The organism is Alishewanella longhuensis (assembly GCF_014653435.1).
Classification (GTDB): domain Bacteria; phylum Pseudomonadota; class Gammaproteobacteria; order Enterobacterales; family Alteromonadaceae; genus Alishewanella; species Alishewanella longhuensis.
The window spans coordinates 135,490-151,205 of the sequence record NZ_BNAO01000003.1 but is presented as its reverse complement, the minus strand read 5'-3'; the positions used below and the strand labels follow the sequence as shown (position 1 = coordinate 151,205).

Genomic DNA, 15,716 nt, shown 5'->3' with positions numbered 1-15,716 from the left:
TGCATCTGTTTTAGTTCAGCAAAGGTTGTGCCATTACATTAAGTGAGCAAGGGCTATAAAAAAAGCCCCGGTAGATCACTCTACCGGGGCTTATGCGAAGCAATTACAGCTTAGTTTTTAGCTGCAGCAGCTTTCTTTTCTTTCTCTTTCGCGATTACTGCATCTGCTACGTTAGTCGGGCACGGTGAGTAGTGCGAGAACTCCATAGAGAACTGACCACGGCCTGATGTCATAGTACGCAGGGTAGAGATGTAACCGAACATCTCAGATAACGGTACGTCAGCTTTGATACGAACGCCAGTTACGCCAGCTTCCTGACCAGAGATCATGCCGCGACGACGGTTTAAGTCACCGATAACATCACCTACGTGATCTTCTGGGGTGAACACATCAACTTTCATGATTGGCTCAAGCAGTTGTGCGCCAGCTTTTGGCATTGACTGACGGAAAGCGCCTTTGGCAGCGATTTCGAACGCGATTGCTGATGAGTCAACGGCGTGGAAGCCACCGTCGAATACTTCAACTTCAACGTCTAATACCGGGAAGCCAGCCAAAGTACCGGTTGACATCATTGACTCGAAGCCTTTCTCGATAGCAGGCATAAACTCTTTTGGTACGCTACCGCCCACGACAGTGGATTTGAACGTGAAGCCTGAGTTTTGCTCGCCTGGACGGATGCGGTAGTCGATTTTACCGTACTGACCTGAACCACCAGATTGCTTCTTGTGCGTGTAGCTGTCTTCGATTTCACGAGTAATGGTTTCGCGGTAAGCAACCTGTGGCTGACCTACAACTAATTCAACACCGTAAGTACGTTTTAAGATATCTACTTTGATATCTAAGTGTAATTCACCCATACCTTTAAGGATGGTTTCACCTGAATCGATATCAGTTTCAACACGGAACGTTGGATCTTCAGCAACCATCTTACCGATAGCGATACCCATTTTCTCAACAGAGCCTTTATCTTTTGGTGTAACAGAGATAGAGATTACTGGCTCTGGGAATACCATTGGTTCCAGAGTACAAACATGCTTAGGATCACACAGGGTATGACCAGTCTGGGTGTTGTTCTTCATGCCTACTAAAGCGATGATGTCACCAGCCTGCGCAGTGGTCAGGTCAGTACGGTCGTTCGCTTGCATCTCAACCATACGGCCGATACGCTCTGTTTTGCCAGTGAAAGAGTTAAGGATGGTATCACCCTTGTTCAGTACACCAGAGTAGATACGCACGAAAGTCAGGGCGCCAAAACGGTCATCCATGATTTTGAACGCTAAAGCACGGAAAGGCTCGTCGGCAGAAACGATGGCGAATTGACCTGTCTCGTTACCTTCTTCATCCGTTAATGGCTGTGGGTTAACTTCAGTAGGAGACGGTAAGTAATCAACAACAGCGTCTAATACTAACTGCATACCTTTGTTTTTAAAGGCTGAACCACAGTAAGTTGGGAAGAATGCCAGATCACGGGTACCTTTACGGATACAACGCTTGATGTCTTCAATAGACGGCTCTTCGCCTTCCATATAAGCCATCAATAATTCGTCATCCTGTTCTACCGCGGTTTCAATCATCTGTTGACGGTACATTTCAACGTCATCAGCCATGTCAGCAGGTACGTCAGTTATTGTGTAGTTTTCTGGCTGGCCAGACTCATCCCAGATGTAGGCTTTTTGCGTTAACAGATCAACCACACCTTTGAAGGTATCTTCACGGCCAATGGGTAATACCATGATCAGTGGGTTTGCACCTAAAACTTTCTTAACCTGTTCAGTTACGCGGATAAAATCAGCACCGATACGGTCTAACTTGTTTACGAAGATTAAACGCGATACTTCTGCATCGTTAGCATAACGCCAGTTGGTTTCTGATTGTGGTTCAACACCACCAGAACCACAGAATACACCGATACCACCGTCTAATACTTTTAATGAACGGTATACTTCAACGGTAAAGTCAACGTGACCCGGGGTATCGATGACGTTGAAACGGTGGCCTTTCCAGAAACAGCTTACCGCTGCTGACTGGATAGTAATACCGCGCTCGGCTTCTTGTTCCATGAAGTCAGTCGTTGATTCACCTTCGTGAACTTCACCTAACCTATGGATTTTACCGGTCAGTTTCAGGATACGCTCGGTAGTGGTGGTTTTGCCGGCATCAACGTGCGCGAAGATACCAATGTTTCTATATAAGGATAAATCTGCTGACATAGTAGTCTCTATAAGCTAGGGTTTGAAAATAGTGCGACAATATACAGGATTTTAAATCGATTTGCCCGAAAAAAAAAACGGTAGTTAGCGAATTTTTTGTTGCTGCTGTCAAAGCGGGCTGACAATGTTTATCATAGTTATTATTCAGCCTGACTTAGCGCAACGCAGGGGCGAGTTTGACACAGGTTAGCTTTTTATGCGCACTAATATAAATTGTGCTAATGGCGCTATTGGTGTTTTTGATTCAGGAATTGGCGGTTTGTCGGTGGCATTGGCGATACGCCAGTATTTACCGGCAGAATCTCTTATCTATGTGGCAGATACTGGCCATGCGCCCTATGGTGAAAAAAGTGACAACTATATTTATCAGCGAATGCACTATATTACCCGGCATCTGGTCAATGTTGGGGCCAAAGCCATTGTGGTGGCATGTAATACCGCTACGACAGCGGCTATTGCCAGGCTCAGGGCTGATTATCCATTGCCTATTGTCGGGGTGGAGCCTGGCATAAAACCTGCGGTACTTGCCAGCCGGAGTAGGGTAGTCGGCGTCTTAGCTACGCCACGCACCTTATTAACCCCGGCATTTGCCACCTTAGCAGAACGTTTTGCAGCCCAAGCCAAAGTGTTATTGCAACCCTGTCCTGAGCTGGTGCCATTAATAGAAAATTTGGCTTTTAATAGCGATAAGATGAAGTTACAGCTTAAACGCTATATTCAACCTTTGCTGGATCAGGGCGCAGATGCCTTGGTATTAGGCTGTACGCACTATAATTTTGTGGCAGAGCTTATCGCTGAGATTGTTGGACCAGATGTCACACTTATTCGCACCGAAATCGCGGTTGCCAAACAGTTAAAGCAACGTTTATTGCAAACACAGCTGCTGGCTGATGCGAGCAGTGTGGCGACAGACACCTTTTACACCAGTGGTGATGTAGCATTATTTTACCGGCAATTGCAGCAACTATGGCCAAGTGTACAGCAGATATTACCGATTTAACGTTTTAAAACTCTGCGGCTGCAAAAGACTGAGTGTTATCAGAATTAAGGCTCTGGCACTATTCTCATAATTACTGGCGGATGGTCGCCAGGATATCCCTGGTTAGTCGTACTTTATCTGTAATAAAAGCCGTTTTAGTGAATGGCAGCGAGTAAGCACTAGCAAGAAGTCGAAGGAAAGAATCGCTTATCTATCAGTTCGCTATCTATAAGGCTGCTGCGCTTGCATGCAAAGCACTCTGCTTGCTAAAAATCTGAGCATAAGACTATACTAAGGAAGTTGACAAATCCTATCTGCTCTAGGCTTCGCCAATTACTCAACTAAGGCTGTGTTCAAAAGTATAGCGTTAGTCATGACCGGCGCATCATGCGCACAACGAGGCCTCACCATGAAAAATCCCCCCCTTAATTTGGTTGGTACAAGTAAAATGTCAGCTTCTGTTAGTCAACAGAAAGCCTGTAGTGCATTTCCTGTTCCCAAAATCACTCTGCTTAGCGCAGCGCTTTTTAGTTTTACTGTGGCTTCCGGTGCCCAGGCTGCTGACTGTGCAGCGGCATTAAATGATGTTAATAGCCATATTCCGAAGCTGCAATCATCGGTATCGAATGAAGCAAAAGGAGGGCAGCAGGATTTTTCTGCCACGACCTCTAGTAATTATTCAAAAAAAATCTACGATGCTTTTGAAGCGCTAAACAAGAATGCCAGTCAGGCTTCAGCGTTAACTAATCAGGCCTACGATCTGTCAAAGAACAGCGGCGTGATGAGCGAGGGGCAAGTGCAGACCAAGATGCCGCCTCAAGTAACCATTAGCATGGCTAATGCTGTACAGTTAGCAGAGGCTGCTGCTAAAGAAAGCAACACTAAATTAGATTTAGCCCAGCTACGGTGTGATCAGAATACGGAAGATGCTGCGTTAGGCGCTTATTTAAATCAAGCAAGCAGCGCTACCCAAACAACCTATCGTGACACTAAGCGTGAAGCCTGTAAGGTTGTGCACGTGTTGGCAGAACTGCAAGATGCCAGGCAGAAACTTAATGATATTCGCCAAAATGGCTATCCTATTTTTCATCTACATGTACAGGATAAAAAGACTTTTGCTAACCAGTATAAACGTACCGTGCAAATGAAAGTAGATTTGCGGATGTACCCAACTTATCCAAGTACAGTGGATGTTAAAGGATCAGATCAAACCATTCTATTAGGTCAGGTTAATGGCATTAACCTCTCTTATAACAGCTATTTTAAATGGTCGGATGATAATTGGACCAAGCTCAATTTGTTTCAAAAGATAATGGGAGATACCAAACGGGATGATTATCAATGTTTACCTCCAGCAATCAGTTTGGGCAGCGCCAGCGTAGAGCTTTGTATCAAGTTAGATAATTTTACTGATAACAGTTTGACGGTTCACGCCCAAGGTAAATTTCGTTACCACAGTGATACCCACTCTATTGCATTGGGCTCCAAAGATGTTCCTGCACCCTTTGGCTATCTTGCCAAGGTATCAGATATGAAAGAAAAGAAAATGCAAGATTTGCAGTCAAAACTGGCTAAACGGCTGCTAAGTTTGCTTGGTGTTCATTCTGAATTACTTGATAAAGCATCGCATTGGAAGAATAGTTGTTCATGATTATAAAAGCCTCTTTTCGGCGGCGCTTTGCGCCGCTTTTCTCGTTATTTACAACTGAATCTGCATCTTCTAGTCGCTTGTTTTTAGCGCTTTGTACTAGCTTTATACTGGCAGGTTGCGGTGGCACACCGGCACGAGATCAAGCAGTGTCGCTGCAGCAGAATTTAGGGCACGATTGGCGTAAGCATTATTATTATGGCATGCAGTTTTTGCAGGAGAGTACGCTGGCAGCTAATAGCGATACTTTCGCCAGAGCGGCCTTTTCCAGCGCGGCTCGCTTTTCACGTGACTATGCGCCGGCTTTTATTGGGCTTGGCGTTGCATCTATGCGCCTTGGAAATTTCCCCGATGCGCAGGTCGCTTTTCTTAACGCGGCGTTGATTGATGATCGAAGTCGCTATTGGGCTTATAGTGCTATCGCTGCGCTGCAACATGGCGATGAGAGGGTTGCGCGAGCGCTGCACGATGCCATGCAAGCAGCCTTAATTCAAGACGATGACGAGGCTTCTCGCTTTGTTAGGCAACTTTATAATGTGCAGGATTATAACGGACCAATGGAGCGTATTGCTAATTATACGGCGGACGCCGGGGTTTCTTCCTCGTTACTGTGCCAAGGTAATAGTAGTGACAGCGGTAATAATACAGATAGTAATGAATCTGCATCCTCGCTCTCTGATCTAGCAACACAGCAAGAAATTTGCCGCAATCTAAATATTGTTACTAACGTTTATTTTGTAAGGCGTTTTAGTACCGATGATACTAGTCGCGGTACCGACTTTTTTGAAAACCTTACGTTTCAACTTAGTGCTGGCACCAATAAAGAGTTTCGCCGCGACAATGGTGATAGATCTGACAGTTTGTTAAACCAAGTTGAACTGTCGATACCCGCTATCCAGTATGCCCTGCGCGTAACCCCCCAACTTACTAAAAGTAGCATACAGGTGAGTGCAGCCCCCTCTATTATGACGTCGATTGGTAATGAGTCACAAATTACTGAAGGGGCCAATTTGACAATTCTTTATAACGCGACGGGTTATGCCCAGCAGTTTACCGCTGAAACAGGCACTACTTTAAATTTAATACCAGAGCTGGCTACACCTAATTACGTTAAGTTGGCACTAAAATTCGAGTACAGTAATGTTAGAGGGTTGTCTCCTTCGGGCAATGCGCAGGTACTTGATGTTGCAAAAGATACTTATGCTATCACCGGTACCTTTCCGTATGGTCAACCGGTGGTACTTGGCACTATTGCTTCAGGCACCCATAGCTTTAGTGAAAGTGGCCAGAGTGGACTGCGCAGAACGCCGCTGTTAGGAGGCGCTTTTGGGCGCTCGGATAACAATCAGATTATGTCTGAAACCATTATTCTCGGTGTATTATCTGAGCCTGAAGTTTTTCGACGCAATAGAGAAGAACGCATTATATCTGTGATGCAAGATAAAGGCGTTTCAGTAACGTTAAACGAGGCATTTCAGCGACGCAAAGCCATTCACTCTGCGCCTGATATTGCGGTTGATGCCATTAGCTTCTTAAAGCGCTTATCACCCTAAGCGCTTATTACCGCCCATAAGTCATATTCATCGGCTTCCTCGATCACCGCGTTGATAATATCACCAGGCTTAACATCGGTTAAGCCGTTTAAGTAGACAGCGCCATCAATTTCCGGTGCATCGGCAAAGCTGCGGCCAATAGCGCCTTCGTCGTCTACTTCGTCAATTAGCACTTTGATGGTTTTGCCAATTTTTGCCTGCAACCGCGCGGTACTGATGGCTTGCTGGGTTTGCATAAAGCGATGATAGCGCTCTTCCATAACCTCTGCAGGTACTGGATCCGCTAATTCATTGGCTTTAGCGCCTTCCACCGGGCTGTATTTAAAGCAACCAACGCGATCAAGCTGGGCTTCTTGTAGCCAATCCAATAACATTTGGAAATCTTCTTCGGTTTCACCGGGGAAGCCAACAATAAAGGTTGAGCGAATGGTTAATTCTGGGCAAATCTCCCGCCATTTTTTAATCCGCTCTAGCACGCGATCGGCCTGACCTGGCCGTTTCATCAGCTTTAAAATACGTGGGCTGGCATGTTGAAAGGGGATATCTAAATACGGCAGTATCTTACCTTCAGCCATCAAGGGAATAATGTCATCGACGTGCGGGTAGGGGTACACGTAATGCAGTCTTACCCAAATGCCCATTTCCCCTAAGGCTTCACATAACGACTGCATCGAGGTTTTCACAGGCTGACCATTCCAAAAGCCGGTGCGGTGTTTTACATCTACACCATAGGCGCTAGTGTCTTGAGAAATAATCAATAGCTCTTTCACGCCAGCATTTTTTAAGCGCTGAGCTTCGTCAAGGACCTCACCTACTGGACGGCTGACTAAATCGCCACGCATCGACGGGATAATACAGAAGGTGCAGCGGTGATTGCAGCCTTCGGAGATTTTCAAATAGGCATAATGTTTTGGTGTTAACTTCACACCATGATCGGGCACCAGCATGGTGAAGGGATCGTACTTAGGTTTTGGCACAAACTCATGCACTTGCTTCAGCACATTCTCGTAGCTATGTGGGCCGGTGATGCCCAGCACATTCGGATGTACTTCACGAATTTCATCTTCGCGGGCACCTAAGCAACCAGTGACAATGACCTTGCCATTTTCAGCCAGGGCTTCGCCAATAGTCTCCAGCGATTCTTGCACCGCCGAATCGATAAAGCCACAGGTATTGACAATGACCAGCTCGGCATCATCGTAGCTTGGTACGATATTATAACCTTCGGCTTTAAGCTGCGTTAGGATCCGCTCAGAGTCTACCAGGTTTTTCGGGCAGCCCAAGGACACAAAGCCGATAGTATTGCCTTTGCTGGCAACAGTGGCTCGCTCAGCTAGTGTTTTAGCGGCGGTATCCAGAGTCGTAGTCTGGCTTGGATCAAAGGTTTGTGCAGTCATAGTGTCTCTTAAAATGGGTGCAGCCTGAAAAAAGTCGGCGGATTATACCTGAAAGCGCCGGAAGAAACAGGTGTTGTTGGTCGAAAAACAAGCAATGACAAATATTTCACTACACACTGACGGATCTGGTCAATACTGTTAGTGGTATAGCGTATACAAATACAAAACAACAGGAGTGACTATGATAAAGGCTTATGCTGCCATGGACGCCGGGGGCAAACTGGTCCCCTGGCAATATGACGCAGGGGCACTTGGCCCTGATGAAGTTGAGATAGCAGTGGATTATTGTGGTATTTGCCACTCAGATGTGTCGATGTTGGATAACGAATGGGGTATGTCGGCCTATCCGCTGGTGGCTGGTCATGAAGTGGTGGGACGGATTGCAGCTGTGGGTTCGGCCGTCAGCCATCTTAAAACCGGGCAGGTGGTGGGGCTGGGCTGGCATTCAGGCTATTGTCAGGTGTGTAGTACCTGTGGCAGTGGCGATCAAAATTTATGCGCCAGTGCCCAGGGTACCATAGTCGGGCATCATGGTGGTTTTGCCGACAAAGTGCGGGCCAACGCCAGTGCCGTTGTGCCGCTGCCAGAGGGTATGGATGCAAAAACCGCCGGGCCACTGTTTTGTGGTGGTATTACCGTATTTAACCCTATGGTGCAATTTGATGTTAAACCGACCGATAAAGTGGCAGTGATTGGCATTGGTGGTTTGGGACATCTGGGTTTACAGTTTTTACGGGCCTGGGGCTGTGAGGTGACGGCCTTTACCTCCAGCGACAGTAAAGCCGCCGAAGCTAAAGCGCTGGGTGCGCATCATTGTATCAATTCCCGCAATGCGGCACAGATTGAGCAGGCCGTTGGCCGTTTTGATTTTATTATCTCTACCGTTAATGTGACGCTCGATTGGAATTTATATCTGTCGACCCTAAAGCCGAAGGGTAGGCTGCATTTTGTCGGTGCCACTTTGGAGCCATTAAATATTGGTGTGTTTGGCCTGATTATGGCGCAGCGCAGTGTGTCGGGCTCGCCGGTGGGTAGCCCGGCGACGATAGCAAAAATGCTGGAATTTGCGTTACAGCATAATATTAAGCCGGTGGTCGAAACCTTTAAGTTTTCCCAGATCAATGAAGCCTTGGCGCATTTAAAAAGCGGCAAAGCCCGTTATCGGATTGTATTGGAGCACTAAGCCGCAGCAATACAAAATGCCGGGCAATGCCCGGCGTTTTGCTTTGGCGGTCAGACTTTGTAAGGCATGGCACCTAAGTAATCTTTTTTACCGACATCGACGCCGTTGTGGCGCAAAATGGCGTAGCTTGTGGTGATGTGGAAATAAAGATTCGGTAAAACGTGCTGAATTAAAAACTCTTCACCGGTTAAATACTTACCGTCCCAGCGTGGCTGGCTGACTTTCTGGCTGGCGGCGTTGGCAAAATCCGCTTCGCTAAAACTGGCTAGGTAAGCCAAGGTGTCGTTAATGCGCTGGGTTAACTGCTCTAGCGTGGTTTCATCATCAGCATGCTTAGGGGCACTGTCCGTTTTGCCCGTTAGGCGGGCCACGCCCAATTTTGCCGTGTCGCAGGCAATTTGTACCTGACGGATCAGCGGAAATTGATCGGGGGCTAAACGGGCGTTGAGTAACACCGCAACATCAATTTTTTTACTCTCAGCAAAGGTGGCACCTTTATTCAGGATGGCACTGAGATTTTGTAGCATTTTGCTAAATTGCACTACGGTAAGATCGTAAAACATGGAGTAACCCTCTAGGTTAGTTAATGACTTATTGCAACATAGTTGGGGCAGCCACGCTGGTTTCACAATAGCAGTACTAAAATATAACTGCCGTAACCAGCTTACGCTGCATCTAACTTAGCGGTACTTTCTTTGAGCTTTGCGCTTACGTTCCAGTTCTCGTGCTGCTTTATCTGCCGATTTTGCGGCTTCTTCCGCTTTGGCATCAATCAGCTCCTGACTGACCATTTCGGGGGTTTCCAGAGTAATAGGGCCTAAATTGCCAGCGCGTAACTCAGTAATCAAGATAGTACCGGCTTTTTCTAAGTCAACTACGCCACCTTTCCGCATACAACCGCGCCTTACCCCAATGGCATCCAACAAGGCGACGTCGTTTTCGGGGAGTTCTTCCAGATTAAAACGTGTTTGCAGGGCGTGCGGGTATGCTTGCAGTAAATAGTCGGCGGCAAACATCGCAATATCTGCATATTCAAACACGGTATCTTTAATCGCGCCGGTAACGGCTAATCGGTAAGCACAGGACGCAGGGCTTAGCTTGGGCCATAAGAACCCGGGGGTGTCAGTTAAAATAACATTGTTATCCAGTTTAATCCGCTGCTGCGCTTTAGTCACGCCGGCTTCGTTTCCTGTTTTAGCGATAGTACGTCCCGCTAAGGTATTAATTAGCGTAGATTTGCCAACGTTCGGGATCCCCATAATCATGGCACGCGCTGCGCGGATCTCTAAATTGCGCTCTGGTAGCATCTCATTACACAGTTGCAATAACGCACGGATTTGTTCTGGATTTTGCTGGCTAATCGGGATAGCTTTTACCCCAGCTTGTTGTTCAAAATGTGCCACCCAGCGTGCTGTTAGCTCGGGATCAGCTAAGTCGGCTTTATTTAGTACCTTAATGCAAGGGGTATCTTTGCGCAGTTGCGGTACCAGTGGGTTTTCACTGGAAAAGGGGATGCGGGCATCCAGCATTTCGATAATAATATCAACCTGCGGCATGACTTCGGCGATTTCTTTGCGGGCTTTGTGCATATGGCCCGGAAACCAGTTAATTGACATGGATTTTCCTTGGAAATAAATAGGCTTTAAAAGCGCGCCAATAAGTCGCGCTCATAGTCTGTCGCGTCTAGGGTTAACCCGGCAGCTGCAATCTGTTGTTGTAATTTATTGTCAGCAATCGTCAGTTCTGACATCATCAAAGTGTTATCGTCTAACTGCCACACCAGCTTAGAGGCTTTAAAACTGAATGCCTGAATGATTAGCGCGTTAATATCATTTTGTGCTGCTGCAGCATCAATGGCTTTTCGCTTACGTTGAATTAAATTTAATTCATGCTTTAGATCCCAAATATAGGCCACCTCACTAAAGTAGGGATGCTGTTTTAAGCGCTTTAGCGTATAGCCTACGATCAAACAACCCATAGCCACACCGCTAAAATTTAGCCAAAAATTTGAGCCAGTACCATCAGACAGCAGCGCTATCAGCAGGGTTGAGCTGCTGAGGCTTACAATAATTAGGGCGAGTATACTGGCCACAGTGATGCGATTTAGCCGTTGCCGGTAAAGAGTTTTGTCTATCATTTTTAGTTGCATACTGCGTTATTAAATCCGGTTTAAAAGTATTTATCGCTACAAAGTTCAGGTAGTTATTCAGCCGTGTCAGTTATAGGCTCTGCTGTTGGGCTAAAACGACGAATTTGCAGCACTATGCCAAGCTTAGGATGGTCCAAATAGTGCACTTCACCGCTGATCACTCGGCGGCTTTGTTTAACATTAATACTCTGTAATTTATCACCGACTAACCGGCGTAAGTTAAAATCAGTATTCACAAACAGATAGTGATCCAGATGTAGTTTAAACAAGCCATCAAGTTGCCACACTTCGGTGGGCAAATTTGCCTGATTCTGGCTGAGACTGTTTTCATTAGCCGCGGTACTGGGCTGATCCAGCGTAACACCTGCAGCCAGTTGTTGACGGCGACTCTCTATTTGCTCCAGTAAATCCGTTATGCTTTCGGTTGGTAAAGCAGCACTGCTAAGCGCCAAAGGTGCTGGCGTTACTGTTGCCGCAAGCTTAGGCTGACCCCAATAGTCAAAGCGTTGGCTAAAATTTTCACCAGCAAACCAGCGACTTGGAATCGCTCTGCGCTCGGTTACCGGTGCCTGGCGCCAAACGGTATGTAACAAGATCTGATTTTGTCGTTGCCGTCGCAGTCGATCCGCCACCTCACTAAGCATAAAGGCTTCATTTTCGGCTAAATAAGGCCCGGCCTGATAGACACCGCTGCCGTTTAAACGGGCAGCGATTCGGGTTGGCCAAGGTCCTTGCGTATTCAACAAAAACTCCGGGAACAGGTTTTGTCTTTGCCAGGCCAACGGCTGTGTTTCCTGATGACAAAGCAGCTGTGTCGGCGCGCGCCAATTTTCGATAAAGGAGCTGGTTGCTGCGGTGTTAACCGCTGGCGGATGGCAGCTATCCAAACTCAGTACCAATGGTGAGATGGTTGGGTTAATCCGAGGTGTCACTAAATCGATATTTCTACCTAGTCGAATAGGGGTGACTTGCTCTGGAAACTGCTCTTGCAATTGGCCCTCTGGAGTGCGTTCAAAAATAATCATTTCAATTTCAAACCAGCGTTCGTTGGCTTGTAACAGCAAAGAATTAAATAACAGGCAGCCGGTGAGCAAGAGCCGAGCTTTCATCAATTTCCTACCTTATGTTTGGCAAAGTCGGCCAGCATCTGCGTAATCAAGCTTAGCCGCTCTTTGTGATCGACCGCTGCGATGGTAAAACGCAGTTTTTGGCCGCCTTCAAGTTTAAATACCCGAGATTGCGTTTGGATCAGCGTAATAATATAGCTTGGGTTAACTTTTGTTCTTTCGGCAAATTCTACCACACCACCTTTGCTATTGGCTTCTATCCGTTTAATACCCAGTTGCTGCGCGTGCAATTTTAACTGTGCCACAGCCACCAAATTTTTCGCTGCATCGGGTAATAATCCGAAACGATCAATTAACTCGACCTGAACTTCATCCAGCTCCAGTTCGTTTTTAGCACTGGCCAGTTTCTTATAAAAAGATAGCCGCAAATTAACATCAGGAATATAGGTATCCGGAAATAGTGCCGGTAGTTTTAAATCCACTTCGGTTTGCTGGCTTAGCATAGCATCCAAGCTTGGCTCCCGCCCGGCTTTTAAGGCCTGTACCGCTTCTTCCAGCATCTCCATATAGAGGCTAAAACCTACCGATTCAATCTGACCGCTTTGCTCATCGCCCAATAGCTCGCCGGCACCACGAATTTCCAAATCGTGCGTGGCTAGGGCAAAACCGGCGCCTAAATCTTCTAAGCTGGCGATGGCTTCCAGTCGTTTTTCTGCATCTTTCGTCAGGCGTTTCGGCGGCGGCGTCAGTAAATAGGCATAGGCCTGATGATGTGAGCGACCCACCCGGCCTCGTAACTGGTGTAGCTGGGCTAAACCAAATTTGTCGGCGCGGTTAATAATAATGGTATTGGCGGTAGGGACATCGATACCCGTTTCAATAATGGTGGAACAAAGCAGCAGGTTATACCGCTGGTGATAAAACTCAGCCATAATTTGTTCCAGCTCACGCTCGCGCAGCTGGCCATGCGCAATCGCAATATTAGCTTCCGGGATAAGCTCTAGCAAGTCAGCGGCCATTTTCTCAATACTGGCAACATCATTGTGTAAAAAGTAGACCTGACCACCGCGCAAAATTTCCCGCATTATGGCTTCGCGTAACAAGCCATTTTCATATTCGCGCACAAAGGTTTTTACCGCCAGACGGCGCGCTGGAGGCGTGGCAATGATAGAGAGATCGCGCATGCCCGACATAGACATATTCAAGGTGCGGGGGATCGGGGTAGCTGTAAGGGTCAGAATATCAATATTGGCGCGCAGCGCTTTGATCTTTTCTTTTTGCCGCACGCCAAAGCGGTGTTCTTCATCGACAATAAGTAAGCCTAAATCATGCAGCTTAATATCGTCTTGTAACAGTTTATGGGTGCCAATCAGAATATCGACTTTACCATTGGTCACATCTTCTAAAATGGCTTTTTGCTCTTTGGCATTCACAAAACGCGATAGCACTTCAACCCGCACCGGCCAGTTGGCAAAGCGATCTTTAAAGTTCTCAAAATGTTGTTGCGCCAACAGCGTAGTAGGGACCAGCAGCGCCACTTGTTTACCATCATTCACCGCAACAAAGGCGGCCCGCATCGCCACTTCGGTTTTACCAAATCCTACATCACCACAAACCAAACGATCCATCGGTTGAGGCTGCTGCATATCATTTAATACCGCATTAATGGCGTCGAGCTGATCCGGGGTTTCTTCAAACGGAAAGCTATCGGCAAAGGCGGCATATTGTTCTGGGTCGAGCTTAAAAGCATAGCCCTGATGGGCGGCGCGCTGGGCGTAGACATCCAGCAATTCTGCTGCCACATCCCGCACTTTTTCGGCGGCTTTGCGCCTGGCTTTTTCCCAGGTATCATTACCGAGTTTATGCAGTGGTGCATGATCGGCATCACTGCCAGAATAGCGGCTTAACAGGTGTAACGAGGATACCGGCACATAAAGCTTACTGCTACCGGCGTATTCTATGGTAACAAACTCTGCGCTGATGCCTGCAGCATCCAGCACCTGTAAGCCTTGATAGCGGCCTATACCATGTTGTAAATGCACCACTGGCTGGCCAATACTGAGCTCAGCCAGATTACGGATTATGGTATCTGAGGAGATTTGCTGGCTTTGCTTGCGCCGGCGGCGCTGGCTGATCTTTTGGCCAAATAACTCGTTTTCGCTGATTAAGGCCAGCGGGCTGGTGCCGCTGATCAGGGTGCCTTGATCTAAGGCTCCCACCATTACCGCTAAATCTTCGCTACCCGCCAGGAACTGTTGCAGGCTGCCGGTTTGTGGCAGGTGCACCGCAGATTTATGTAATAGCTGCAGTAAACTCTCGCGGCGGCCTTCACTTTCGACAAAAAATAACGCGCGGCCCCGCTGCTTTTTTAGCGAAGTAATAAAATTAAGCAAGGACTCCAGCGGGTTTTTCAGCTGATGATTAATGTTTAAATCGGGCAGATCGCTAACGGGGGCATTCTGCTGGCCGGCTTTTTCCGGCAAGCTGGCGCGGCTTAGTTTTAGTCTGGGGTAGGCTTTTAGCTCTGAGAATAATTCATCGGTGGCTAAATAGAGTTCTTGTGGCGCTAAGATGGGCCGCAGTAAATCAATAGCGCGGTCTTGGTAGCGGCGGCGTAGCTCCAACCAGAATTGGTTAGCACTGTGCTCAATATCGCCACAAATTAATAATTGGCTATCGGCCGGTAAATAGTGGAAAAAACTACTGGTGCTTTGCGCAAACAGCGGCAAATAATACTCAATACCCGCAGGTAAAATACCCTGAGTTACTTGCTGGTATAGCGATTCTTTTTCATTACGGGCAGCAAAGCGCTCACGATAACGCAGCCGAAAGCGTTCTATAGCGTCTTTATCGGTAGGGAATTCATGCGCCGGTAGCAAGGCTATCTGCGGTACTTTTTCCAGACTGCGCTGAGTGTCTGGGTCAAAGGTGCGAATAGCATCAACTTCATCATCAAAAAAATCAATACGATAGGGTTGCTGAGCGCCCATCGGATAAAGATCCAATAAGGAGCCGCGAACCGAAAACTCGCCATGCTCCATTACCTGTTCCACATGGCGATAGCCAACCGCCGTTAGCTGTTGCTTTAGGGCGGTTAAGTCGGTTTTTTGTTGTTGTTCGATAAGAAAGCTATGCTGCTCTAAATGTTCCCGCCCGGCAATTTTTAACAGCAGGGTACTTACAGGCACTATCACCAGCGCTTTTTGTAAGCGGGGTAGTTGATAAAGCGTGGTTAGACGCTGGGAAATAATATCCTGATGGGGCGAAAACACATCGTAGGGTAGGGTCTCCCAATCGGGCAAGGTCAGTAATGGGCAGCTTTTGGTATCCAGAAATACGGCCAGCTCTTGCTCCAAGCGCATGGCGGCTGGCGTATCTTGCACTATTAATACCGCTACGCCTTGATGCTGTGCGACAAAGCTGGCGATAGCCAGAGGCAGGGCGGCGCCGCTTAATTGCCCCCAGGCTTGTTGATCACTAGTACGAGTTAATTGCGGTATTGTTGGGAAAACGCTCATCAAAATGTTTAA

The 15,716-nt window shown here is 47.3% G+C and carries 11 protein-coding genes; 4 read left to right on the top strand and 7 right to left on the bottom strand.

From position 1 onward, the window contains the following. Positions 1–110 precede the first annotated feature (110 nt). Positions 111–2,210, bottom strand: a complete 2,100-nt coding sequence (fusA, locus tag IE163_RS07810) for an elongation factor G (protein ID WP_189431962.1) — start codon at positions 2,208–2,210, stop codon at positions 111–113. A gap of 196 nt (positions 2,211–2,406) precedes the next feature. Here fusA and murI point away from each other — a divergent pair, with 196 nt between their 5' ends. The 3 genes from murI to IE163_RS07795 all read left to right on the top strand — a co-directional run bounded on the left by murI (position 2,407) and on the right by IE163_RS07795 (position 6,390). Next, positions 2,407–3,210, top strand: a complete 804-nt coding sequence (gene murI, locus IE163_RS07805; RefSeq protein WP_189431960.1) for a glutamate racemase — start codon at positions 2,407–2,409, stop codon at positions 3,208–3,210. Between the two features lie 427 nt (positions 3,211–3,637). Beyond that, entirely contained in the window at positions 3,638–4,840 is a 1,203-nt protein-coding gene (locus IE163_RS07800) for a hypothetical protein (RefSeq protein ID WP_229833486.1), read from the top strand. Continuing rightward, complete coding sequence (locus IE163_RS07795) at positions 4,837–6,390, top strand: secretin GspD/PilQ domain-containing protein (RefSeq protein ID WP_189431956.1); 1,554 nt, start codon at positions 4,837–4,839, stop codon at positions 6,388–6,390. Before IE163_RS07800 ends, IE163_RS07795 begins: the two co-directional genes overlap by 4 nt. Here IE163_RS07795 and rimO read toward each other — a convergent pair. After that, complete coding sequence (gene rimO, locus IE163_RS07790) at positions 6,387–7,787, bottom strand: 30S ribosomal protein S12 methylthiotransferase RimO (RefSeq protein ID WP_189431954.1); 1,401 nt, start codon at positions 7,785–7,787, stop codon at positions 6,387–6,389. The two genes, IE163_RS07795 and rimO, sit on opposite strands and share 4 nt — an antisense overlap. Positions 7,788–7,968: 181 nt before the next feature. On the opposite strand from rimO, the gene ahr reads away from it, so the two are divergent. Further along, positions 7,969–8,970 carry an NADPH-dependent aldehyde reductase Ahr gene (ahr, locus tag IE163_RS07785; RefSeq protein WP_229833485.1) on the top strand — a complete coding sequence of 334 codons (1,002 nt, stop codon included), beginning with the start codon at positions 7,969–7,971 and terminating at the stop codon, positions 8,968–8,970. A gap of 50 nt (positions 8,971–9,020) precedes the next feature. On the opposite strand, the gene IE163_RS07780 is transcribed toward ahr, so the two are convergent. From IE163_RS07780 to mfd, 5 genes are all read right to left on the bottom strand, one after another. Beyond that, positions 9,021–9,533: a DUF1993 domain-containing protein gene (locus IE163_RS07780; RefSeq protein WP_189431950.1), complete on the bottom strand. Its 513-nt coding sequence runs from the start codon at positions 9,531–9,533 to the stop codon at positions 9,021–9,023. A 117-nt stretch (positions 9,534–9,650) separates the two neighbouring features. Then, complete coding sequence (ylqF, locus tag IE163_RS07775; protein WP_189431948.1) at positions 9,651–10,586, bottom strand: ribosome biogenesis GTPase YlqF; 936 nt, start codon at positions 10,584–10,586, stop codon at positions 9,651–9,653. A gap of 26 nt (positions 10,587–10,612) precedes the next feature. Then, positions 10,613–11,107, bottom strand: coding sequence for a DUF3087 family protein (locus IE163_RS07770; protein ID WP_229833484.1), 495 nt, complete (start codon positions 11,105–11,107; stop codon positions 10,613–10,615). 65 nt (positions 11,108–11,172) lie between these two features. Continuing rightward, positions 11,173–12,228, bottom strand: coding sequence for a CsiV family protein (locus IE163_RS07765; RefSeq protein WP_189431945.1), 1,056 nt, complete (start codon positions 12,226–12,228; stop codon positions 11,173–11,175). Then, on the bottom strand, positions 12,228–15,704 hold the full coding sequence (gene mfd, locus IE163_RS07760) for a transcription-repair coupling factor (RefSeq protein WP_189431942.1): 3,477 nt from the start codon (positions 15,702–15,704) through the stop codon (positions 12,228–12,230). Before mfd ends, IE163_RS07765 begins: the two co-directional genes overlap by 1 nt. Positions 15,705–15,716 lie beyond the last annotated feature (12 nt).

Coding starts and splice junctions, on each gene's coding strand:
- mfd (WP_189431942.1), bottom strand. CDS start 15,704: ATGAGCGTTTTCCCAACAATACCGCAATTAACTCGTACTAGTGATCAA.
- IE163_RS07770 (WP_229833484.1), bottom strand. CDS start 11,107: ATGATAGACAAAACTCTTTACCGGCAACGGCTAAATCGCATCACTGTG.
- ylqF (WP_189431948.1), bottom strand. CDS start 10,586: ATGTCAATTAACTGGTTTCCGGGCCATATGCACAAAGCCCGCAAAGAA.
- IE163_RS07780 (WP_189431950.1), bottom strand. CDS start 9,533: ATGTTTTACGATCTTACCGTAGTGCAATTTAGCAAAATGCTACAAAAT.
- fusA (WP_189431962.1), bottom strand. CDS start 2,210: ATGTCAGCAGATTTATCCTTATATAGAAACATTGGTATCTTCGCGCAC.
- murI (WP_189431960.1), top strand. CDS start 2,407: ATGCGCACTAATATAAATTGTGCTAATGGCGCTATTGGTGTTTTTGAT.
- rimO (WP_189431954.1), bottom strand. CDS start 7,787: ATGACTGCACAAACCTTTGATCCAAGCCAGACTACGACTCTGGATACC.
- IE163_RS07765 (WP_189431945.1), bottom strand. CDS start 12,228: ATGAAAGCTCGGCTCTTGCTCACCGGCTGCCTGTTATTTAATTCTTTG.
- IE163_RS07800 (WP_229833486.1), top strand. CDS start 3,638: ATGTCAGCTTCTGTTAGTCAACAGAAAGCCTGTAGTGCATTTCCTGTT.
- ahr (WP_229833485.1), top strand. CDS start 7,969: ATGATAAAGGCTTATGCTGCCATGGACGCCGGGGGCAAACTGGTCCCC.
- IE163_RS07795 (WP_189431956.1), top strand. CDS start 4,837: ATGATTATAAAAGCCTCTTTTCGGCGGCGCTTTGCGCCGCTTTTCTCG.